The organism is Colwellia sp. PAMC 20917, assembly GCF_001767295.1.
GTDB lineage: Bacteria > Pseudomonadota > Gammaproteobacteria > Enterobacterales > Alteromonadaceae > Colwellia_A.
On sequence record NZ_CP014944.1, the window covers coordinates 1,529,544 to 1,553,225 of the forward strand.

Annotated in this window: 20 protein-coding genes; 5 read left to right on the top strand and 15 right to left on the bottom strand. The window is 39.2% G+C overall.

The window, feature by feature from the left end:
* Positions 1 to 51: 51 nt before the first annotated feature.
* The 8 genes from fliI to A3Q34_RS06570 form a co-directional block, all read right to left on the bottom strand.
* Positions 52 to 1,422, bottom strand: coding sequence for a flagellar protein export ATPase FliI (gene fliI, locus A3Q34_RS06535; RefSeq protein WP_070374630.1), 1,371 nt, complete (start codon positions 1,420 to 1,422; stop codon positions 52 to 54).
* 30 nt (positions 1,423 to 1,452) lie between these two features.
* The gene (fliH, locus tag A3Q34_RS06540) at positions 1,453 to 2,247 is read right to left on the bottom strand and encodes a flagellar assembly protein FliH (protein ID WP_070374631.1); all 795 of its coding nucleotides are present in this window, start codon (positions 2,245 to 2,247) and stop codon (positions 1,453 to 1,455) included.
* A 45-nt stretch (positions 2,248 to 2,292) separates the two neighbouring features.
* A complete protein-coding gene (gene fliG / locus A3Q34_RS06545) occupies positions 2,293 to 3,342 on the bottom strand; it encodes a flagellar motor switch protein FliG (protein WP_070374632.1) in 1,050 nt (349 codons plus the stop codon).
* On the bottom strand, positions 3,335 to 5,056 hold the full coding sequence (gene fliF / locus A3Q34_RS06550) for a flagellar basal-body MS-ring/collar protein FliF (protein ID WP_070374633.1): 1,722 nt from the start codon (positions 5,054 to 5,056) through the stop codon (positions 3,335 to 3,337). Before fliF ends, fliG begins: the two co-directional genes overlap by 8 nt.
* 63 nt (positions 5,057 to 5,119) lie before the next feature.
* Positions 5,120 to 5,485, bottom strand: coding sequence for a flagellar hook-basal body complex protein FliE (gene fliE, locus A3Q34_RS06555; RefSeq protein ID WP_070374634.1), 366 nt, complete (start codon positions 5,483 to 5,485; stop codon positions 5,120 to 5,122).
* A gap of 217 nt (positions 5,486 to 5,702) precedes the next feature.
* Complete coding sequence (locus A3Q34_RS06560) at positions 5,703 to 7,043, bottom strand: sigma-54-dependent transcriptional regulator (RefSeq protein ID WP_070374635.1); 1,341 nt, start codon at positions 7,041 to 7,043, stop codon at positions 5,703 to 5,705.
* On the bottom strand, positions 7,030 to 8,217 hold the full coding sequence (locus tag A3Q34_RS06565; RefSeq protein ID WP_083277923.1) for a sensor histidine kinase: 1,188 nt from the start codon (positions 8,215 to 8,217) through the stop codon (positions 7,030 to 7,032). The genes A3Q34_RS06560 and A3Q34_RS06565 overlap by 14 nt, the downstream gene beginning before the upstream one ends.
* Positions 8,218 to 8,463: 246 nt before the next feature.
* On the bottom strand, positions 8,464 to 9,933 hold the full coding sequence (locus A3Q34_RS06570) for a sigma-54 dependent transcriptional regulator (protein ID WP_070374636.1): 1,470 nt from the start codon (positions 9,931 to 9,933) through the stop codon (positions 8,464 to 8,466).
* A gap of 266 nt (positions 9,934 to 10,199) precedes the next feature.
* On the opposite strand from A3Q34_RS06570, the gene A3Q34_RS06575 reads away from it, so the two are divergent.
* The 5 genes from A3Q34_RS06575 (at position 10,200) to A3Q34_RS20415 (ending at position 13,649) form a co-directional block, all read left to right on the top strand.
* On the top strand, positions 10,200 to 11,948 hold the full coding sequence (locus A3Q34_RS06575; RefSeq protein WP_070374637.1) for a flagellinolysin: 1,749 nt from the start codon (positions 10,200 to 10,202) through the stop codon (positions 11,946 to 11,948).
* Positions 11,949 to 12,157: 209 nt separating this feature from the next.
* Entirely contained in the window at positions 12,158 to 12,442 is a 285-nt protein-coding gene (locus tag A3Q34_RS06580) for a hypothetical protein (RefSeq protein WP_070374638.1), read from the top strand.
* 89 nt (positions 12,443 to 12,531) lie between these two features.
* On the top strand, positions 12,532 to 12,930 hold the full coding sequence (gene fliS, locus A3Q34_RS06585) for a flagellar export chaperone FliS (RefSeq protein WP_070374639.1): 399 nt from the start codon (positions 12,532 to 12,534) through the stop codon (positions 12,928 to 12,930).
* Positions 12,930 to 13,298 carry a hypothetical protein gene (locus A3Q34_RS06590; protein WP_070374640.1) on the top strand — a complete coding sequence of 123 codons (369 nt, stop codon included), beginning with the start codon at positions 12,930 to 12,932 and terminating at the stop codon, positions 13,296 to 13,298. Before fliS ends, A3Q34_RS06590 begins: the two co-directional genes overlap by 1 nt.
* A gap of 177 nt (positions 13,299 to 13,475) precedes the next feature.
* Positions 13,476 to 13,649 carry a hypothetical protein gene (locus A3Q34_RS20415; RefSeq protein WP_157470862.1) on the top strand — a complete coding sequence of 58 codons (174 nt, stop codon included), beginning with the start codon at positions 13,476 to 13,478 and terminating at the stop codon, positions 13,647 to 13,649.
* A 110-nt stretch (positions 13,650 to 13,759) separates the two neighbouring features.
* Here the strand turns inward: A3Q34_RS20415 and fliD are convergent, their stop codons facing one another.
* The 7 genes from fliD to flgJ form a co-directional block, all read right to left on the bottom strand.
* Positions 13,760 to 15,187, bottom strand: a complete 1,428-nt coding sequence (gene fliD / locus A3Q34_RS06595; protein WP_070374641.1) for a flagellar filament capping protein FliD — start codon at positions 15,185 to 15,187, stop codon at positions 13,760 to 13,762.
* Positions 15,188 to 15,253: 66 nt separating this feature from the next.
* Positions 15,254 to 15,667: a flagellar protein FlaG gene (locus A3Q34_RS06600; protein ID WP_070374642.1), complete on the bottom strand. Its 414-nt coding sequence runs from the start codon at positions 15,665 to 15,667 to the stop codon at positions 15,254 to 15,256.
* A 160-nt stretch (positions 15,668 to 15,827) separates the two neighbouring features.
* Complete coding sequence (locus A3Q34_RS06605) at positions 15,828 to 17,294, bottom strand: flagellin (protein ID WP_070374643.1); 1,467 nt, start codon at positions 17,292 to 17,294, stop codon at positions 15,828 to 15,830.
* Positions 17,295 to 17,614: 320 nt separating this feature from the next.
* Positions 17,615 to 19,084: a flagellin gene (locus tag A3Q34_RS06610; RefSeq protein ID WP_070374644.1), complete on the bottom strand. Its 1,470-nt coding sequence runs from the start codon at positions 19,082 to 19,084 to the stop codon at positions 17,615 to 17,617.
* 176 nt (positions 19,085 to 19,260) lie between these two features.
* The gene (gene flgL, locus A3Q34_RS06615) at positions 19,261 to 20,466 is read right to left on the bottom strand and encodes a flagellar hook-associated protein FlgL (protein ID WP_070374645.1); all 1,206 of its coding nucleotides are present in this window, start codon (positions 20,464 to 20,466) and stop codon (positions 19,261 to 19,263) included.
* A 9-nt stretch (positions 20,467 to 20,475) separates the two neighbouring features.
* Positions 20,476 to 22,509, bottom strand: coding sequence for a flagellar hook-associated protein FlgK (gene flgK / locus A3Q34_RS06620; RefSeq protein WP_070374646.1), 2,034 nt, complete (start codon positions 22,507 to 22,509; stop codon positions 20,476 to 20,478).
* 54 nt (positions 22,510 to 22,563) lie between these two features.
* Positions 22,564 to 23,679 (bottom strand): flagellar assembly peptidoglycan hydrolase FlgJ, encoded by a 1,116-nt coding sequence (flgJ, locus tag A3Q34_RS06625; protein WP_070374647.1) that lies wholly within the window; start codon positions 23,677 to 23,679, stop codon positions 22,564 to 22,566.
* Between the last annotated feature and the right edge of the window lie 3 nt (positions 23,680 to 23,682).

Below are 23,682 nucleotides of genomic sequence, written 5' to 3' on the forward strand. Positions count from 1 at the left end.
AATGCTAAACAGCTAATAAATTTTTCGAAAATAGTGTTAACGTTATTATGCTTAGGCATTTTGCTGGCCTTGTTTTGCTTGCGCGTGTGCTTGCGCTGCAGAAAGTATTTCTTGAAGTTGCGTTAAGCTTTGATCATAAGGAATAATTTCCAACATTTTTTGTTGTAGGAAGAACTTGATCACCGGCATTAAATCAATGGATTGATCAATGCGAGGATCATTACCACGGCTATAAGCGCCAATAGCAATCAAATCTTTATTTTGCTGGTATAGTGAGTAGACTTGCTTTAGTTGCCGAGCAAGTTGTTGATGCTCATCACTGGTCACCATCGGCATAACACGGCTAATCGAGCCTTCAATATCAACAGCGGGGTAATGCCCTGAATCGGCTAAGGCACGAGATAAAACAATATGTCCATCTAAAATAGCACGCGCCGCATCAGCAATCGGATCTTGTAAATCATCACCTTCGGTTAATACGGTGAAAAATGCGGTAATTGATCCCTGACCATCGCCACCATTACCGGCTCGTTCAACCAGTTGGGGTAACTTTGAAAAGACCGAAGGCGGATAACCTTTGGTTGCCGGTGGTTCGCCGACAGCCAGTGCTATTTCTCGTTGCGCTTGGGCATAACGCGTTAGCGAGTCAACCAGTAGCAAGACATTCAGACCTTGATCACGAAAGTACTCAGCAATTTGTACCGCAGTTTCACAGCCTTTTAAACGCATTAATGGCGAATTATCGGCAGGCGCCGCAACAACAACTGAACGTGCTCGCCCTTCTTCGCCTAAAATTTCTTCGATAAACTCTTTAACTTCTCGACCACGTTCGCCAATTAGCCCCACAACGATAACATCAGCAGTTGTGCCGCGTGTCATCATACCTAACAAGACACTTTTACCGACACCTGAGCCGGCAAATAAGCCCATACGCTGACCAATACCAACCGTTAAAAAACTATTAATAGCGCGCACACCGACATCAAGCGGTTCAGTGATACCACGCCTTGATAACGGATTAATCGGCTTATTGTTTATTTGATAATTGCCTGAGTTCTTGATTGGCCCTTTGCCGTCGAGTGGTTTACCAACACCGTCAACGACTCGGCCAAGTAAATCCATTGAAAAGGGTAAGCGAGCTTTAGTTGTCAGTGGCACAACGCGCGCACCCGGTAAAACACCTTGTAAGCTTTGCTCTGGCATTAGAAAAGTTATGTCTTTAGAAAAACCAACAATTTCAGCGATTAAATCGCCTTGTGCCGTTTCGACTAAACATTGGCTACCAACTGCCGCTTTTACGCCAACAGCTTCAAGCGTTAATCCGACTACTCGGACTAAACGCCCAGCAACAGAGACTTTATGCGGGTGCACAAATTCTTGGCAGTTTTTTAGTCTTTCATTAAGGCGAGAAATATCAACCATAGCGGTATTTTGACTCTTTTGTACAAGAAATTACTGATGTAGTGCATCTTGCAAAAACGAGTCCAATACTTCTTTTATTCGAGATTTAACACTCAGGTCGATATTAGAGGTGCTATTTTCAATTTGACAGCTACCCGGAACTAATTGCGGGGCAGCGAGTAAACGCCAACCTTGTTCTTGCACATGTTTAGCGCCAAATTGCTTTTCAACACGTTTAATATCGTTGGGGTGTAATAAAATTTGCGTTTGCGCTTCTTGGCTAGGTAAAGCTTTTATACCCGCAGAAATCGCAGCAATAATAATATCAGGGTTAGTTTTAGCTTCTTCTAAGGTAATCGCTTCGGTGAGTTCTACGACAAGATAAAGTAATTGTTGTTCAACATTTTTTTCGACATCGAGTAATGGCTTATGGAGCTGTTCAGTAAGTGACGCCCATGCAGCTGATTGTTCATCAATACTTTCTTTTGCTTCGGCTAAGCCGGTTTCAAGCCCTTCTTGGTGACCAAGTACCACACCTTCTTCATGGCCAGAGACTTTACCTTCTTCATAACCTTTAGCAAAACCTTCTTCCTTACCCTGATTAAGGCCTTCATCAAATGCAGCTTGACGAATGTTTTCAATATCTTCTGCCGTTAATGGCGCGATTTCTTCTTCAACAAAATCTTCAGGGGGCTCGAAACGCCAAGCGGCTTTCTTTCCCATAGCATTGGTTGTTTCATCTTTAATTTTATTTTCAGATTCAACCGTCGGCAATGACCAAACATCGGTTTCTTGTTCGGGATTATGTTTAATAACTTCAGCATTCGATTTATTTAATAATTTCATAATATTTTATAACAGTAAGTTTTGACTGACCTAAAAATATAAGGTTTATAAGAACTCATCACCACCACCAGCGCCGCCAAGCATAATTTCTCCAGCGTCAGATAATCGTCGAGCAACAGATAATATTTCTTTTTGTGCGGCTTCAACTTCACTAATACGCACAGGTCCCATAGCTTCAAGGTCATCTGCCAGCATTTCAGCGGCACGTTTGGACATATTAGCCATAATTTTTTCTTTCAGCACATCATCTGCGCCTTTAATTGCTTTCATCAACGCATCTTGTTGTACTTCACGTAATATCGCTTGAATACCACGGTCGTCTACATCGGCAAGGTTTTCGAAAACAAACATCAAGTCTTGAATTTGTTGACTCATCTCTTCGTCATGTTCACGAATTGAATCCATTAGCATACCTTCAACATTGGTATCCAAATAGTTCATAATGTCAGCTGCTGCTTTTAAACCGCCCATTTTAGCGGCTTGTGCACCTGCTTGACCGGCAAACTGTTTTTCCATAATTTCATTAAGTTCTTGTAATGCTGCCGGTTGAACTTCTTCAAGGTTGGCAATACGCATCATTAAATCTAAACGCACTTTTTCGGCAAACTGGCTCATAATTTCAGCCGATTGATCAGGGTCTAAATAGGAAAGTACAATGGTTTGAATTTGAGGATGCTCGTTACGAATAATATTGGCTACTTGTTTTGAGTCCATCCATTTCAATGAATCTAAACCTTTTGCGCCGCCTCCCATGACAATTTGATCAATTAAATTACCGGCTTTGTCTTCACCTAATGCTGCAGTTAATGCCTTGCGAACGAATTCTTCACTTTGGAAGCCAATGGTACTGAAGTTTTGTATTTCATGGATAAAGAGCTTATGAACAGCGGTAATTTTTTCTTGGGTGAAATCTTCCATAGCAGCCATAACCATGCCCACTTGTTGAACCTGCTTAGGCTCTAAGTGTTTTAATATTTGCGCGGCATCTTCTTCAGATAAACTTAGTAATAATATCGCAGCTTTCTCTGCACCATCAAGTTTGTCAACGTCAAAACCCTTAGGTGCAGGGGCTAACTCTTGCATTTCATCACTCATCTTCGTTCAACCAACTTTTAACCACTTGAGAGGAAAGTTCAGGCTCATTAGCAACAAGCGCTCGAACAGCTTTTAGTATATCTTCATCGCGATGTAAATCAGGTAATTGTAAACTACCATCAGGTGCAAAACCTACTGCCGCCGCATCAAAATCTGATGTTAGCATATCCATGGTTTCATCACCCAAATCAATGTGGCTATCGAGTGATTTATCACCGTAGTCATCAGGTGTTTGATCAGGGTTAATAAGACGTTTAAGCATAGGTTTAACAACGGCAAGTATCAATACAATAATCACTAATGCGCCCATGCCTAATTTGAAAAACTTTAATATGTCGGCATTCTCATAGAAAGGAACTTTAGGAGCATCCTCAATAATTTGACGAGAGAATGGCAAGGTAACAACTTCTAATACATCACCACGTTGTAAATTAAAACCAATACTCCCTTGTAATAAGCGACGAATATTTGACATTTCTTCAACAGATCTCGGTGAATCGGTAATCGCGCCTTCAGCATCAGCAGTTGCCAAGTAATCAAGTGCAACAGAAACGCTTACTCGACGAACGACACCTGCTTGTTGTTTGGTATGGCTGATAGCTTCGTCTAATTCATAATTTTTTGTTGATTCAAGGTGTTTACGACCAGGCATTGATCTTTGTTGTGCACCACCATTCGCATTTTCTGGAATATTTGAATCCAGTGGTGGCTGATTGCTTAACGCTCCAGGAATACCACCAAGTAAACCGCCAATCGTGTTGTCTTCGACTTTCATTTCACTGCGCAGTGCCGGTAAATCTGAATTATAACGACGCTGCATTTCTTCACTTGAGGTGAAATCCATAGTCACATTAACTTGTGCGGTGTAGTTCCCTAAGCCAACAACAGGGATGAGTATGCTGTCTATTTTGTTTAAATATTCATTTTCTCTTTTTTTCTCCATTTCAAACTCTTTGCGTGAGCGAGAAGAAACAGAGGTTTGTGAGCCTGAATTAAGTAAACGACCATTTTGATCTGTCACTGTAACTCGGTTAGGCTCCATTCCCTGAACGGCAGAAGCAATAATATCAACAACAGAGTCAACTTCTTCTTCAGATAACATCCGCCCTTTACGCATAGTTAGTACCACAGTGCCAGATGCGCTGCGGGTGCGTTTAGCAAAAATATTTTCGCGGGGTATCGCCAGTAAGACTTTTGCTCTAGAGATAGCTTGCAGTTCTTCAATGGTGCGAGCCAATTGCTGCTCACGAGAAAACTTAAGACGTTCTGTTTCAAGGCGCTGGCTGACACCAAAACCCATATCTTGCATAATAATTTCACTACCTTCTGTTGGTTCATCAGATAAACCTTCACGAGCGAGTAAAATTTTAATTTCTTGATATTGATCACTTTGTACTGAAATAGTGTTGTTTGCTTGACGATAATCCACTTGGTTAGCGTCTAGAAAGTCCATTGTTTTGATTAATTGTTCGGTAGGTTGTTTGGCAAGAAATCTATATTCGGCTTGATTTGCCCACATAATAACAAAAACAGCGATAGCTAAACATATTGCTAATGCCATAATTAAGGTGACTTGGCGTAATAAATCGACATTACCCATAGCAGAAGCAAAGCCTGATTTTTGCTCATCAGCCATATTATCAGCACCATCACTTGCCATTAACCCGGTGCCGCCATCGGCAGCAACCATTGAATTATTATCAGTATCAGCCACTTAATTTCTCCACTACCACTTGATTTTATTACGAAATACTATCTATTTTATACTAAGGTATTGTTAAACTGGCATATTCATTATTTCTTTATATGCTTCAACAAACTTATTACGTACTTGTACGGTGGCATCAAAAGCAATACCAGCTTTAGCGGAAGCAACCATGGTATCAGCGAGCGTAACGCTTCGGTCGCCCATTTCAAAAGCTATTTTCTTTGCTCCAGACTCTTTTTGAATATCATTGACATTATTCACCGCATCTTTAAGCATATCGCCAAAATTACTGGTCGACTTATTCAGCGCTGGAATAGCGCTGTCTCCCATACCAAGGTTATTGCCCATTTTTTCAAATGAAGCCCCCTGCAACGAAGAGTTTCCAAGCGACATACTTTGCATTTGTGCGTATAAAGAATTGGTATCGATATTCATGAGCTACTCACTTGTGTCAATTTTTTGCTACTAAGCCTATAAATAACGGTTTAAGTAACGATATAACGATGATATTGCAAGCATGGTGCCAGTATGAGAATTAAAGAATTATCGAGGTTATGGAAGGTTTAATGAGTGAAAACTGCAAATAACAGTAAAGCCAATATTTTAAATGAAAATATTGGCTTTATAGGAATATTACCCTTTTTAGCTATTGTTAGGCTGGTATTTGAATGCCCGAATCACGCATTCTTGCTATTTTATAGCGAAGCGTTCTAGGGCTAATGCCTAATCGTTCAGCAACATCTTTACGGCTACCTTGGCAAGCGGTGAGGGTATCAAGAATAATTTGATGCTCTTGTACTTTTAATTCATTACCAAGCATGTCTTCGCTATTATTTTCTAACGCCACATCAGTAATAATTTCACTGTCGAAATTTTCAATTAACAAGTCACCGGCATTAATAATCTGGTCGCTATGCAAAATAATGGCTCGTTGAATAACATTGTCTAATTCACGAACATTGCCTGGCCAATCGTAACTCGTCAGTTTATTTCTCGCCGAAGCGGTTAGTTCTGGAATAGCCATGTTATTCGCTAACGATGCTTGAGTAATTAAATGTTTGGCTAATGGCACAATATCATCTCTGCGTTTATTTAATGCTAACCAAGTTAATGGAAAGACATTTAAACGGTAGTAGAGATCTTCACGGAAGATACCATCTTTTACAGCAACTCTTAAATCACGGTTGCTGGTTGCGATAACACGAACATCAAGCTTAATTGTTTTACGACCTCCTAAGCGTTCAACTTCTCGCTCTTGTAAGACCCGTAAAATTTTTGCTTGTAAGCCAAGATCCATTTCAGTGATCTCGTCTAATAAAATAGTACCGCCCTGTGCTTGTTCAAATTTACCTGGGCACGCTTGAATGGCTCCGGTAAAGGCACCTTTTTCATAACCAAATAAAGTCGCTTCCAGCATATTCTCTGGAATTGCAGCACAGTTTATAGCAACAAAGGGCTTATCACTTCGGTTCGAATGGTAATGAACGTATTGTGCTAATACTTCCTTGCCAGAGCCACTGGGGCCGAGCACCATAACAGAAGCATCTGTGGTCGCGACTTTCTTTGCTAACGCTAATAGTTCAATACTTTGTGCGTCAGCAACCACAGGTTCATGCCGACTAGTCACATTCAATGGCACATATTGGTTAACCATATTGAGCAGCACTTCTGGCGCAAAAGGTTTTGCCATATAATTACAGGCGCCATCACGCATCGCTTGAACAGCATCATGAATCGTACCATATGCCGTCATTATCAGCACAGGTAAATTTGGCCAATTTCTTTTAATACTATTGAGTAGTGTTAAGCCCGACATACCATCCATTTGCACGTCACTAACGACGAGATCAACACTTTGTTCTTTAAGCGTGAGTAAAGCATCTTCACCTGATTGAGCTTCAATACATTGATAACCTGATAACTTTAAAGTATCCATCAGGGCTTCACGTAATCCTGCATCATCTTCAACAACTAATATTTTACTTTGACTCATTAGTGTTCTCCCCGTTAACATTGTTTGTGTCTAAAATAGGTAAGTGAATACAAAAGTGCGCGCCCTCTCCTGGCTTACTCACTAAGCGAACATCGCCTTGATGAGCCTTAGCAACTGACTTTACCACCGCTAAACCTAAGCCGGTTCCCTGTGCCCTTGATGTATAAAAAGGTTCAAAAATTTTATTGGCAAGCTCTTCACTAATACCTTGACCATTATCTTGTACACTAATATAAGCGTATTCATTTTGGCAGTAGGTGGTAATGGAAATCTCCGCACCCTGCTTAATAACTTGTAAACTGTTGTGAATTAAGTTTTCAATAGCACCGCTTAACGCACGTTTATTACCTAAGATTTGGCAATCGTCATCACAAAGTTTAATGTTTACTTTCGCTTTGGCCTGAACAATTAATGCTTCTACGGCGTTAACTGAATGGGTAATCAATTTATTAATTGAAAGTGGTTCAACAACTTTTTGCTTGCCACTTTTTGAAAACAACAACATATCGTTTACTTGTTGTTCTAGGTCGTGCAAGCGCGCCATTAATTTGTCTTGAAAGCTAGTTCGATCGTCTGAAGAAAGCTTTTTATTTTTTAAATTTGCGCCATATAACATAGCAGCAGAAAGCGGTGTGCGAATTTGATGAGCAAGCTTTGAAACCAAATGACCTAATGACGATAAACGCTGCATATGGCTAAGCTTATCTTGTAATAAACGCGTTTCGGTCAAATCAGTGATCATAATTAACTGGCCAGGTTGATCACCTAGAGCAGTAATTTCTAATTTAACTCGGCGGCCGTCTTTCAATGACACTTCATGCCAATCGTCGGCACGAGGTTTAAAGGAGCGTTTAATAACATCAAACCAAGCTTGACCAAGAATCGGTTCATCAAGTAACAAACTAGCAATTTTATTGGTTTTAATAACAATACCGTTACCATCAAGCATTATCATCCCGGTCGGCATAACATCAATAATTTGCTCGAGTTGATTAGACTTTTGACGAAGTAACGATAGCTCGCCACGGTATGCTTCACTTTCTAACGTATCGCTATGGGCAAATGACTGCGGAGTAAAAGCAAACTTAGCTTTATGAAACAGATTATCGTCCACACAATGAATGGGTGTAGACAATTTAGAAGATGCTGATGAATGTGAAACTGCAACGGCCATATACTTTACTCAATTTAGAAATACCAACTGAATAAAGCATTAACTATGCCAAAGAGGTTTTTTATTAATTTACATGATGTTAGAAGCTATTTTTAGAACAATTCTTGCCGTCAAAGATTTGGCTTTACTGTCTAAAAACATTCAATTCAACCAAAGATAAAGACGCTAACCCTCGCGATACTTTCCAGTACAACAGCTGGTGTAATAACGGATATAACAATCAATACATTTGGTTAACGTAGGATATTAGTTAATGTTTTTTTGTAAGTTATACTTACGCATTTTTTCAACTAATGTGGTTCGACGCATCCCTAATAATTCTGCCGAGCGTGCAACAACCCAATCATTTTTATCAAGTGCTTGGTTTATCATCGACACTTCAAGGTCCGCTAAGTATTCTTTTAAATTCAAGCCATCGTTTGGCAAAACATCAACCACAGATGCTTCATCTGGTTGGTCATCAAAACTGCTGGTATCTTCTTCGTCATCATAATCAAAGCCAGAAAATAGCTCATTTATCGCATCACGTTCTTGCAACTCATCAGGGTATTCAGGTTGATACTCTTCAACATCAATATGACGATACTTTGCCGGTAATTCACTGACATTAACCACTTGCTCAGCAAACATAATGATCATACGTTCAATTAAGTTAGATAATTCTCGAACATTACCTGCCCAAGCATGTAATTTTAAAGATTCAATCGCTTGCTCAGTAAAACGAACACCTTGTCCTTGCTCGGCTTCAAAACGAGAAATAAGTTCTTTAATCAGTAATGGAATATCTTCTTTTCTATCACGTAATGCCGGTGTTTCAATAGGAAAAACATTAAGACGATAGAATAAATCTTCGCGGAATGTGCCCGCGGTGATCATATCTTCTAAGTGCTGATGGGTTGCAGCAATAATACGCACATTGGTTTTAATACTCTTAGCGCCACCGACACGCTCAAAAGTACGTTCTTGCAGAACACGAAGTAGCTTCACTTGCATGGGTTGCGGCATATCACCTATTTCATCAAGAAATAATGTGCCACCCTCAGCCATTTCAAAACGCCCTTTACGGGTAGAAATAGCACCCGTAAAGGCACCTTTTTCATGACCAAATAATTCACTTTCCAATAATTCACCGGGTATAGCGCCACAGTTAACTGGAACAAAAGGCCCCTTAGCGCGGTCAGATAAATTATGAATATTACGTGCTACAACTTCTTTACCCGTACCTGACTCACCTAAAACCAAGACACTGGCTTGCGTACAAGCCACTTGTTCAATTAAAAAGCGCACTTGTAACATAGGTTCACTGGCGCCCACCAAAGAGCGGAATAACAAATTAGGACCGTTGTGATTTCGCTTGGAGGGTAATTGGTTATGGTATTGATGACAGTGATGTACTTGCTCGGTAAGCTGAGCATAATTTAAAGGCACAGCTAAACTGCCTAAAACATTAACAGCACCACTTAATAAAGTCGCGTCGAGTACATCATGGAGGATAAAAGGTGTTTCAGGGTGTTTTTTAACAAAATCGACCAGTAAATCACTGACCTTGCCACACAAAACAACCGTAAGAATATTATCAGTGTCTTTAAAATACTGCTCAATATCATCTTCAGGACACACATAAAAATGTTCACCGACAAATGATAATACGGTCGCTATTTGATCGCGTCTGGCAATGTCGTTATCAACGACAAGTACATGTTTTTGACCCTGCATATATCTAAAAAAACCATATTTTTGTTATCTATAATTTTATTCTAGCGAGATATAGTAAATAAGCAACAATAAATTGACACTACAACGCCATAAAATTGACTTAAATAGTATGATATTTATTGTCGTTAACCGATAAAGCAAGTCCAAAAAAGTGATTCTATCTAAATGATAAATCACGCTATCTTCATATAAAGGTAAAAAGGTCTAAAGATAAATAAAAATTTGCCGATAAATTTTCTAGGATAATTTTTTTATAGCAGAGCCCCATGGTTAGCATAAATACCAATGTAACTAGTTTGTTTTTGCAACGTCAACTCACCGATAACACTAATAAGTTATCGGTAACCTTTGCTCGACTGTCATCTGGTATGCGCATTAATTCAGCAGCAGATGATGCCGCCGGTTTACAAATATCAAATAGATTAACTTCACAAGTTAATGGTCTGGCTGTAGCACAGCGCAATGCTAACGACGGTATTTCAATTGCTCAAACGGCTGAGGGTGCTTTAAACGAATCGACCAATATTCTCTTTAGAATGCGTGACCTTTCACTACAAGCGAGTAATGGATCATTATCTACAGACGATAAGGGCGCTCTAAATAAAGAATCAGAGCAATTAAAGCTAGAATTAGACAGAATTAATAGTACCACCTCTTTTGGGGGTGATAATATTTTTGAGCAAACGGATCAAGTTGCTTCAGGTGGAGGAACTGAAGCTGAGCGAAATATTCTTCAAATTCTTCAAAGTGGTGTTTTAGCTGAATCTGAAGACATCATTCAAGATGTATTAGGCTTAACAGGCGATGGGGCTAAATTTAAAATAGACCTAGAATTTGACGCTGTTGGCGGCGTATTAGCTTCAGTTGCCTATGCTAGTGGCACTGGCGCCAATTTAACTATGACTATAGATTTAGCTGATTTCTCTTCACTTGATGCTGATAAAACAAAACTTTTAAAATCAACATTGTTACATGAAGTGGTTCATGCCGTTATGGCAAATCAAATGGACTTATCTAACACACCTACTTGGTTTGTAGAGGGTACCGCTGAAGCTGTTAGTGGTGCTGATTCCAGAGTCGCTGCCGATATATCAAACCTAGGCGTTCCTGCAATAAAATCACAGTTAAACTCAATATTTTCCAATAATAGTGCTCCACTTTCAACGCCAACTGAAGTGGCAGGGGTTTATTCTGGCGGCTATATTGCTATGCGTTACCTCGAAAATCAGATTGGCAGTACGGGCATAAAATCTTTTATGGGCGCACTTGCAGGCGGACAAACATTTGATGCTGCTTTAAATTCTACCACGAGCTATGCAAATACTGAGGCGTTAAGGTCTGAAATTATGGCGGGCACTACTTTTGAAGATTTTATTACCAGTGATATAAATACGGGCAATGCTGACAACGGCGCTTTTGGTGGTTTAGATGCTTCGGGTGGACCAAGCAGAGCAGAAACTATCGTCGGCGCAAACGGTGCTCCGACAACGGCAAATTTCAGTGCTTTTTTTGTAAGTGGAGATGACGATAATAATGCTGGTGATTATGGCGCTGGTGTTAACTGGGATAGTCATGCTTTCGACGAAGTCGCTTTAGCAAATTATAGTACGGCATTTACATTAGCGGGTTCAAAAACTGACTTTCAAATTGGTGCAGATGCTAACCAAACCATAGATTTAGAAATTGCCGGCTTTTCCAGTAAAAATATGGGACTTGCTAATGTAGACCTTATTGAAGATTCCCAATCAGCAATCAAAAAAATTGATGATGCACTTAATTATATAGGGCAACAGCGTTCAGGTTTAGGTGCTTTTATGAACAGATTAGAGTACACCATTTCAAATCTAAGCAATATTAGTGAAAACGTTTCTGCAAGTCGTTCTCGAATACAAGATACCGATTTTGCCACAGAAACAGCGCAATTAACCTCTTTACAAATTAAGCAACAAGCAACAACCGCGTTACTCGCACAGAGCAACATAGCTGCAGAGTCTATATTAAAATTACTCGGCTAAAGCGAGTGTCAAAATTTTGCCATCTGCTTACGCTAAATATATTTATTTTTATAATTATCACGGTTAGCACTATTATCTAAAAGTCATAAATTACATTTAACTTCAATCACTTAGTGAAATAAATAATATTAATAAAATCAATCAAAATATTTGGCATAAAAAAAGCATAGTTGGTATTAATAACCATATTTTACATAATAGGAAATCAGATGTTGATCATAAATGGCACGGCTGAATTAATGCATGATAATAAAGAGTTTACTAAAGGGACCCGTCACGAGTTCAATATGTTTTCAAAAGAAATGCCTTTTGAACAACAAATCAGTCAAATAGAAGAGTATTTAGTCACTCGCGGTTGGGATAATATTGAGGTAATAAGCAACGGTGTCTTAAATAACAAAGAAGATATAACTCATGATGTGTTACTGCAGGCTTATCAAAAAGCACAAAATGAAGGCTTTGCGGTAACTGTAAATAACCAACCTTTAGTTTAAGTTAGCTAACTTAAAAGTTAACGTCTAAAGCTATTGTTTCAATTCTACAAGTTTTCTATACTGAAGGTATAGCTAACGAGGAGGTGTCTATGACACATACATCACTTAAAAAGTATCAACAAACCAATAAAAGCACTGCTCAGCAGGCATCACCTTATCAATTAGTTGCTATGCTATTTCAAAAATTATTAGGTAATATCGCTACTGCTAAAGGCGCAATTTCACAAAACAATTTTGAAAAAAAAGGCACTGAGCTATCAAACGCTATCGCTATTATTGGTGTTTTAGAGGGCTCTCTTGATTTTAAACAAGGTGGTGAAGTTTCAGAAAACTTAGCTTCACTTTATAAATATTGTTCAGAACAGTTATTAGTTGCTAGCAGTAATAATGACCCTGACAAGCTAGAGGAGGTTATCCAAATATTATTACCTATAAAGTCTGGTTGGGACTCCATTCCTCTAGAAAGCCAGGGTAAGGTTAGTTTTTAGTGCCAAATAACACAAAAACAGCCATTAAACAGATAAACGATGTATCGCGACAGTTATTGTCGCGCATACAGTCAGTGCAAAAAAACAGTCAGAATACTCACGATTTAGCTGAAACTTCTGAAGAAGAAAATTCAAAAGAAATCAGTCAACTACCTGAGTTAATGTCCCAAAGAAAAGAATTAATCACTCACTTATTTAGTCATTTTTCATCTATCGATATATCATCAGAGGAAGCCCTAATAATTGAGATGACCAGTCTTGACAATGAATTAACTAGCCAATCAAAAGCCTGTAAAAATATAATCACTGAGCAAATAATTAAACTCAAGAATAGTACAAAAATCATTAAATCCTATAAAAAGTATTAGCACCTACTCCGAGTAATCGTTTTCCTCTTTTCTCAACTTGTGACCTATTAAGCTCATTCAAAGCCCCCCATTATAAATGAGTAAACCAATACATCTGTTTTTTTTGTTCAACCTTCTATTTTACACCCTATACTGAGGATATTGGCAAGCTAATTAGAACGATGCAGGGGTGCTGTTATGTCAGTTAAAAATCAGTTGACCGCAAGTAGTGGTATAGCGCGTAGTCTTGATTCTAAATCTGCATCTATAACGAAAGACATGCCATTAAAACCTAATTTAGGAGTATTTGCTTCTGATGTTGTTGAAATATCAACGCTTGGTATTGAAAAAACAAAAGGAAATTCAAGTTGAAGCAACTAGAAAAAAATTGAAAAAATTGCAATTGAGGTGATTAGGAGCAGCTCAACCATAGGCAGAGCTCATTCAGTGGGGAATTTATCAAACAACCAAGCCACTAGTCTTTATTTATTCTTTCGTACCACACCCGGCATGTTATCTAATTGAGCCATCAAGTAAGAGCTAGTAGAGTTCAAACCGGCAACGATTAAATCCATTGCATTATACTGGGCATATAAACGTGCCTCTAGTGACTCAATTCTACGTCCAAACGCTAAACGGTCATCATCTATTCTCTCTAACTGGCTGGTTCCACTGTCAATACGATTTTGAATAATGCCGTCTGTATCAGTATAAAACGCTGTAAGACTTTTAAGTGAACTGGCAAAACCATCAGTTGAGTCAGAGCCGACAAAAAATTGTTCTACCCCAGCAACATCACTTTCAATGAATTCATTCAAATCTTCAGAATCTAAAGTCAACACACCATAACGGTCACTACGCACACCAAGTTCAGATAAAGAAATGCTATTACCATTACCTGTATCAAAGCTTTTACTCAGCTCTTGGCGTAATTTCCCCATAACACCACGTAATAATGAATCACCCGCTAATGGGCCAGTACCACCTTCTCCTGCGGCACCTAGTTGTTTGCTTAGTTTCTGTAATTCATTATAACTTTCAACAAATTTTTCAACACCAGACTGAATATTAGCATTATTAGCACTAAAACTAATTTTGCTTATATCATCATCAACGTCATGCATTTTTTTTGCCGTGATATCAACACCGTCAATAACATTTTTAAATTCGTTCGTACTACTAGAAACAACCAAAGTACCATCAACGGTAATTTGCGCATCTACAGCTTTGTCAATCTCTGCTAAATTTGTAATATGATTTAGCGGATCGACATCTGAAACATCATAAGCAAGACGAGACAAACCGAGATTATCAGTGTCATTACCATCACTAAGATCACTAACGGTAGTAGTAATAGCATTAGCAACACCCGTTTCTTTACTAGTCATAATAAGGTGCTGACCCAAATCATCGGTGACTATGGTGGCAATAACAGAATCGTTATCAACACTGTCATTAATAGCATCTCGAATATCACTTAAGGTATCGGTTGCTGAAACGGCAATATCAAAATTACTGGTTGCTACAGCAATATTTAACGTACCTTCGCCAACAGCTTCAGTGTCACCAATAGCGCCAGACATTAACTTGTGTGATTGCGCTAAGGCATCCACTTTAACTGAATAGTTACCAATCTGAGCATCTTTACTAGCCGTTAAGTTAACAAAGCTATCTGCACCACTGGCTCTACGCAATTGATAATTATCAGCGTCAGCCAAATCAGCAATAGAGTTAGTAACACTTTCTAATGCCGATTTAAGTGCACCAATAGCAGAGATATCAGTGGTAATCGCTGATTGCTGTTTGTTAGATCGAGAAACATAAGGAGCGGTTTCAGCACCAACAATAGCTTCAACAATTTCGCTAACCTGTAAACCAGAACCTATCCCTGTAAACGTTAAATTAGGCATAAGACCCCCTTAATATTTCATATGTGAAATTAAGTCTAATATCGAGACCAGACAAGTTACAAACAATTATACCTTAGCATCAATAAAACCGCCTACTGAATCAGACAGCTTAGCTACTAAAGTTAATACTTCTTCTGAAGGGTATTGTTTAACTAAGTCACCACTACTTTTATCAATAACTTTAATCACATCGCGTCCTGAATCTTTATCAACAGAAAACTCTAAGCCACGATTCATTTCTCCAACAAAGTCCTGCAATTGCTGAGCCACTTTCTCGAGTTGTTGTGGTGTTAATTGCTCTTCACTAACTTGTTCCGCTTGTTCCGCTTGTTCGCTAACAACAATGGCAGAATTCTTATCACTTACTATGAGTTTATTATCTTTAGTATTACCGGTAACTTCTATCGATTCGCTAGGCTTTCTAAACTCAGGAGTTAAGTTAGCCAAACTAACGTCTGTACTACTGTCTATTACACTCATTATAGACTCCTTATGTTATTTCAACAGCTGTTTCAGACTAATGAATATCCTTGTCTAAACATAAAATAACTACGATTAATTAAACACAAAAAGGAAGAGGTATAATTGCCCCTTCCTTTTTCACATTTTAGGCTGGACCTAAACCTTAATGACTGCGAGCTTAACCGATTAAACTTAGTGCTGCTTGTGGTAACTGGTTAGCCTGAGCCAAAATTGACGTACCTGCTTGTTGCAAGATTTGGTTCTTAGTCATATTAGCTGTTTCTACTGCAAAGTCAGTATCTTGAATACGGCTACGTGACGCTGATACATTCTCTTGGATGTTAGATAAGTTACTAATCGTATGACCAAAACGGTTTTGTACCGCACCTAAATCAGCACGTTGTGAATCTATTTGAGACAAAGCACCATCAATAACAGCTAATGCATCTTGAGACTTACTCGCCGTTGTTAAATCAACCGTTGATATTTTATCTAAAGCTGAGGTGCCTGACACACCCATAGTCGCCTGTGAAACAGTTACTGAAAAAGCATCTTCAGAAGTAAGCTTAATTGCGCCAGTTATACGCGCTGTATCTGAAACTGCACCAGCTGTTACTGTGATGGCTGCATTAGTATCACCGTCTGCATCAACAGCCTCTAAGCTTACCGTTTTTGTTGTTCCTGTATTATTAAAAGATACAATTTCAATATCATCACCGTCGGAATCAACCATTGACAATTTACCAGCATCATCGATAGTAGCCGTAACACCCGTTTGAGTAGATTTATCATTAATCGCTGTCGCTAAAGCTGACAAATCTGTTTTATCTGTAATCGCTGCAGAGACATTAATACCATTTAATGCAAAAGAAACAGTACCAGGGTCACCCAACGCACTCATTTTCACTTCAGTACTTGCTTCTGCGGTAACGCCTGTAGTACCTGAAGATACATTCATCGCTGTTGCTGCAGCCTTTGCCGTAGAGCTTGCACCTATAGTTGAAGCAGTATTATTGTCTATTCCAATAGTTCCGCCAGCAACGTTACTTGCTACTAACGTACCTGCACCGGTACTAACAATAGCCGCAGCAAAACCAACGTTAGCTACTGTAGCTTCTAGTGATTTTGAATTAATACCAATATCGGCAGCCGCTGTACTTTTCATTGAAACATTAATGATTTCATTTGCGTTTGCACCCACCTGGAATGCTTTAGTACCAAAACTGCCATCCAATAGTTTTTGACCACCAAAAGACGTTGTCTCTGCAATACGTGTTAATTCTGATTGTAATGCAGTTACCTCTTTTTGTAGTGCTGCTCTATCTTTGTCTGAGTTGGAGCCGTTAGCCGATTGCAATGCTAATTCACGCATACGTTGTAAAATATCTGTAGATGCAGACATCGCACCTTCAGCAGTTTGTGACATGGAGATACCGTCGTTAGCGTTACGTTGTGCTACGCCTAAACCATTAACTTGTGAAGTTAAGCGGTTTGATATTTGTAGACCAGCGGCATCGTCTTTCGCGCTGTTGATTCGCATACCAGATGATAAACGTTGCATTGATGTAGCAAGCCCTTCTCCAGATTTAGATAAGTTACGTTGAGCATTTAGAGAAGATACGTTAGTAATTACTGAAATAGCCATGTTAAAACTCCTGATTACAAATATGTAATGCGTTAATTAGTTTATAAAATTGGAACTTTCAGTAAATGCTTCCAGTCCCCGTTCTAATCACCTTAACGGCAGGGTTAAAATTAACTTTAATCTTTTTATTAAAATAGTTCTTAATTAATGTAAATTAGGGTTAAATAACTGATTGGGATAAAGCTCAGGCTACTTAAGTTTCCCTACTCTCCCCTACAAATTCTAAAAACATAAGTTATAAAAGCAAAAAACCGAACTTTCGTTCGGTTTTTTAATATTAACCACATGATTGAGGTTAATGGTATTACTAACGGTTAGAGCTAACCACCAATTAAGCTAATTGCTGCTTGTGGGATCTGGTTCGCTTGCGCTAAGATTGACGTACCTGCTTGTTGTAATATTTGGTTTTTAGTCATTTGCGCTGTTTCAACAGCAAAGTCAGTATCTTGTATACGGCTACGTGACGCTGATACGTTTTCTTGGATGTTAGATAAGTTACTAATCGTATGGCTAAACCTATTTTGAATCGCACCTAAACCAGCTCTGCTTGAATCTATTTGTGCTAAAGCGCCATCAATTACCACTAACGCACTTTGTGACCCATCAGCTGTATCCAAATTAATTTTTGCTACATCATCTAAAGCTGAGGTGCCTGACACACCCATAGTCGCCTGTGAAACAGTTACTGAAAAAGCATCTTCAGAAGTAAGCTTAATTGCGCCAGTTATACGCGCTGTATCTGAAACTGCACCAGCTGTTACTGTGATGGCTGCATTAGTATCACCGTCTGCATCAACAGCCTCTAAGCTTACCGTTTTTGTTGTTCCTGTATTATTAAAAGATACAATTTCAATATCATCACCGTCGGAATCAACCATTGACAATTTACCAGCATCATCGATAGTAGCACTAACACCTGTTTGAGTAGATTTATCATTAATCGCTGTAGCTAAAGCTGACAAATCCGTTTTATCTGTAATCGCTGCAGATATACCAATACCATTTAATGCAAAAGAAACAGTACCTGGATCACCCAACGCACTCATTTTCACTTCAGTACTTGCTTCTGCGGTAACGCCTGTAGTACCTGAAGATACATTCATCGCTGCTGCTGCAGCCTTTGCCGTAGAGTTTGCACCTATAGTTGAAGCAGTATTATTGTCTATTCCAATAGTTCCGCCAGCAACGTTACTAGCAAGTAACGTACCTGCTCCGGTACTAACAATAGCCGCAGCAAAACCAACGTTAGCTACTGTAGCTTCTAGTGATTTTGCATTGACACCGATAGCATCAGCCGCTGTACTTTTCATCGTAACGTTAATAATTTCATTTGCATTTGCACCCACTTGGAATGATTTGGTACCAAAACTGCCATCTAATAGTTTTTGTCCGCCAAATGAAGTTGTATCTGAAATACGAGTCAATTCAGATTGTAATGCCGCCACTTCTTTTTGTAAGGCTGCTCTATCTTTGTCTGAGTTAGATCCGTTAGCTGATTGTAATGCTAGCTCACGCATTCGTTGTAAGATATCAGTAGAGGCCTGCATTGCCCCTTCGGCCGTTTGTGCCATTGAAATACCGTCGTTAGCATTTCGCTGCGCGACTGCTAAACCATTGATTTGTGAGGTTAGACGGTTTGAAATTTGTAAACCTGCCGCATCGTCTTTTGCGCTATTAATCCGCATCCCTGATGACAAACGTTGCATGGACGTTGCTAAGCCTTCCCCTGATTTACTTAAATTACGTTGCGCATTTAATGATGAAACGTTAGTGACTACTGATAAAGCCATGATAAAACTCCTAATGTATTAATGTTATTTATTAGAAGCTTTTTTAAAAAGCCTCTTTACTCTTATTGAAAAACAACTGCGTTATTTAATATCGACTTTTGTTGTTTATTTGTCTTTTATTCGTACTAATAATAAAGCATGAACTGTGCCACTTAATAAATGACGGTATTTAATCTCTAGATATAATTAAACAGGCTTAACCCTTGTACCTTACTAAACGCTTGTTGTGATGCTTGTAAGGCTAATTTTGATTGTTCAAATTCAGAAATAGCTTTGGCAAAATCTAAATCTTCGATATTAGATTTTCCTTTAGCTAGATTAAGGGCTGAATCAAGATGACGGTTCTCTTGGCTTTCAAGTGTTTGTAAGCGAATACCTGAGTCAACACGCCTTGACGTTATATGGTTCATCGCTGAATCAAGCTGTTTAAGTAAGGTGTTGTAATCTACTTGATGTTGTTCTTGATCTATCGTAGAACTTCCTCGTTCCATCCAAGAAATTGCCTCATTAATGGTGTCAAAAACACTCATTTCATCTTGCTCGCTGATGGTAAAGCTATCACCCGGCAAAGGATTGCCGTTTAGGGTAACGTCGATGCCGTCAAAGGAAATGGTTTGACCTGCGGTATAGGGCGCAGCAGGAAAAACTATGCCGGCACTGCCTGTTACGGTTAAATCATTAGTGACCGCGTCAAAAGTAAAGGTGTAGTCGTGCGGCAGCGCACTAGAGTTGTAGCTATCACGGTTAGTTATTTTGGCACTTTCAACCGCAACACCTGAGGTGTTAGCGGTGTAATTAGCAGTAAAATCACCTACGGCATTTTCAACCTTTAAAAAAGCTGCGTCGCCCGCTTGATTAGTGGCTATATTAATATTCTTAGCGACTTGCAACTCTCGAACACCCGAGTCGCCATTGTAAGTAACGCTACCGTCAACATTTTGGCTGAAGGGTTTTTGTTCGGTTTGATAGCCAGAAAAAATATAGTCACCATTTTCATTTTGACTATTAGCAAGATCAAGTAACTGACTGAAGTTACTTTTTACTTGTTCAGCGAGCGATTGTAGGTCTTCACTTGACATGCGACCATTATTGGCAAGCAACATATCAGACTTTATTTTATCTAGAATAAGATCTGCATCAGCAAAAACAATTTCTTGCATATTATTATGACTTTCAGCCATAGTAATATTGCGTTTATATTTTTCTATGTTGGCTAAGTCATTGTTATACCCAGCTAAGGTACTATAAGAAATAGCATCGTCTTTTGCGGTTAACACTCGTTTACCACTTGATAAGTAAGCCATTTGATCATTAACATCAGAGCTTTTTTGGCTCATTTGCTGTGAACTTTGTAAGTAAAACTGAGCTGTAGAAACGCGCATAAAAATTCCTTACCTGACTGCTGATAAAATGGTGTCAAAAATAGTATTTGCTGTAGAGATTATTTGTGATGCCGCTTGATAAGCTTGTTGATATCTCAAAAGGTTGGCAGCTTCTTCATCAAGATTTACACCTGATGTCGCTTGATTGCGGTTATAAGCTTGAGTAAATAAAGCCTGTGCGGTATCTGCTGATAAATCAGCATTACTCGCTTTTGAACCTACTATTGAGGTTGAAACGGCTAAGCTTTCGCTAAAGGTTTGTTTTCCCGCATTGACCACACCTATTTCTTGGGTCTTTGCCATAGCAACCGCATGATTACCATTACCAACGCCAAAAGCATTACCTAAGGTAAACGTTTCACGTGCATTAGCGCCTGAACCAGCAAGATCACCTTTAATTTCAATTTGAAAATCAGGTGAGCCGGCAGGAATATCAATAATAGCACTCGCCCCTGTTGCATAACTGCCTGATGCTATGGCCGGCGTTCCAGGTGGTGGCGTTGATGTGTTATAGACTCGATACTCAAATATTCCGGTAGGTATTTGGGGTGCTGGCAGTGGTGGTGGTGGTGTTTCATATACATCAACAGTGATATCATATGCACTCGCCGCAACAGGGTTAGTCACATTAGTAATTTCTATTTTACCATTGCTAATATTGTTACTCGACGGTGTCACCGCAATCGCTGTACTTGCTGCGATGGCATTAGCGTCAGTTAATGTCGCTTGCATTAATGCTGCACTGTTTTTGGTCGGTACAATAGTAAACTTGTCACCTGCCTGAAGCGTGCCACCCGCTGTTTCAATAAATGAGAAACCGTAATCGGGTGTAGTGGCAGTATGCGTTCCTGCAGGAGTACCTGTACCAGGCATCCCTAGGTTTTCGCTTCCACCGGTAGTCAAATTATATAACGTAAAATCAGTACCATCGAAACGCACTTCAAAGTCATCAGTAGATAATAAAGAAACGTCGTTGATAACCACTTGAGGTTGTGTGGTACCCGTGTTTGATGAAGGAGCTAGCACACGACCTTGTTGTAATTGTGTTGCATTAATATCGGTGAAAAAATTTGCCCCTTGAACACCATTTAGATCTAAACCACTGGCTTGACTGTCATTTAATATTGACGATATAGACATAGCTAAGCGATCAATTTCTTTACGTGTTTGATTTAAATGCTGGTCTCTAAATTCAAAATTTGCCGCTAAAGAGCCGCCTAACGTAGAACCATTTAATGCCACACGACTATTGCCACTGACTAAACTTAGCTGGGTTTTATTTGGATCGGGATCGCCAGCCTTAACTTGTACTGTCATTGGCGTAATACCGGCAACCAGTGTCGTACCTTGTCCTATCATTACAGTGAGTACACCGTTAGCATCTTCTACGGTAGTCACTTTGGTATACTTACTTAGTTCACCAATTAATCGATCTCGTTTATCAAGTAAATCATTAGGTTGCCCTGTTTGATTTAACCCTTGAGTTTGCATAATGGTTTCATTAATTTTTGCTAATTCATTGGATATTTCAGAAATTTTAGTAGCAATTTGTTCAATTTCACCGTTGACCGCTTTGGTCATATTGTCAAAATTATTAGTCAGCTCATTAAAGTCTTTGCTTAAAATATTCGCTTGATTAAGCACAATACTGCGTAAACCTAAATCATTAGGATTGTCAGCAACGCCATTGAGTGATTGGTAAAAACTGTCAAGTGAACCCACCACGGCGTTACCTGAGGTACTCATTACTTGGTCTAGTTGTGTTAAACGCCCTTGTAATAAGTCAGCATTACCGAGTTTACTTTGATTAAGTAGTTGTTCTTTATGGGAGAACTGTTCGTATAGACGAGTGATATCGTTAACATAGGTACCAGAGCCAACATAGTTGCCGCCACTGAATAAACCCACCGATGAATTTTGTTCTGCGCGTTGTCGGCTATAACCCTCTGTATTAACATTGGCAATATTATGACCCGTTGTCGCCAGCTGCTGCTGTGCGGCAAGTAAACCACTAACACCTGTGTTATATAAGTTAACCGACATGACTTCACTCCTAACCTAACCAAAACTCAATGCATTTATATGCTGAGCGCTTATTTACTTATTTAGTAAACTGGTTACGGTTCGTAGTGTTCCCTTAATTTTTTCTGCGTATTTGGGATCCGTCGCATAACCAGCACTCTGTAGGTTATGCAGGAAGTGTTCCACATCGCCAGCTTTGTCTAATGCATTTTTATAGCGTTCGCTGTTTGAGAGAAACTGCATGTAATCATTAACGCTGTCACTAATGGTTTCATAAACGCGAAAGGGCTCACGTTTTTTAACCATAGCACCTTGTTCAAATTCAAGGGTTTCCTTATTGATTTTGTCGCCATCCCAGCGTTTATCCGCTTTAATGTTAAACAAGTTATTAGAGCTTTGACCACTTTCTGTTTTGATGATTTTTTGTCCCCAGCCAGTTTCTAATGCGGCTTGAGCTATAACAACTTCAAAGGGAATATTTAACTTTTCTTCAACACGTTTAGCATCTTCAGTTAATGCCATAACAAAGTCTTTAGGTTGCTGATACTGAGGCTCTTGCATGGCAAGCATTTCATAAACAGACGGTTTGTTATCTAACGAATTTACCGTGTTAGACGAAGAAGGCGCTCGTTGCGGCATATCAAATAATGCTTGTCGATTATTAGTTGAACGATCACCTGAGTCATTAGTTTGACGATCCTCGGCAGAAATAAGGATCCCTGTGTCGACAATTGACTTGCCTTTATTATTATCTTCACTGAGTAAGCCGTTACTTTTACTGAAGCGATTATCACTTTGTAAAAATGACTGCGGGGTAAAACTTTCAGTGTCACCACCTAGCTGGCGAACGATTAAGTCTGATAAACCTAAAGAGCCGTTATTTGATAATTCTAATGACATTTGTTGGTCATGCATATCACGATAAAATTTTGTACTTTCTGAATTAAAGGGACTATCTGACTCTAAAACGTCTTGTGCTTTACGCATACTTTTCATCAGCATTTGCATAAAGATCGCTTCAAACTGCTTAGCCGCTGTTTGTAAAGCCGCATCTTTTGAGCCTTTATCAGTTTCTTTAGACTGTTGGCGAATAGAATTCAAGCCATTGATGTCTAAAAAATTCTGAGAATTAGCGGTCACAGATGCTTGCGGTGCCAATGAAGTTAGTGATGATTGATTCGGTGTAATCATAAG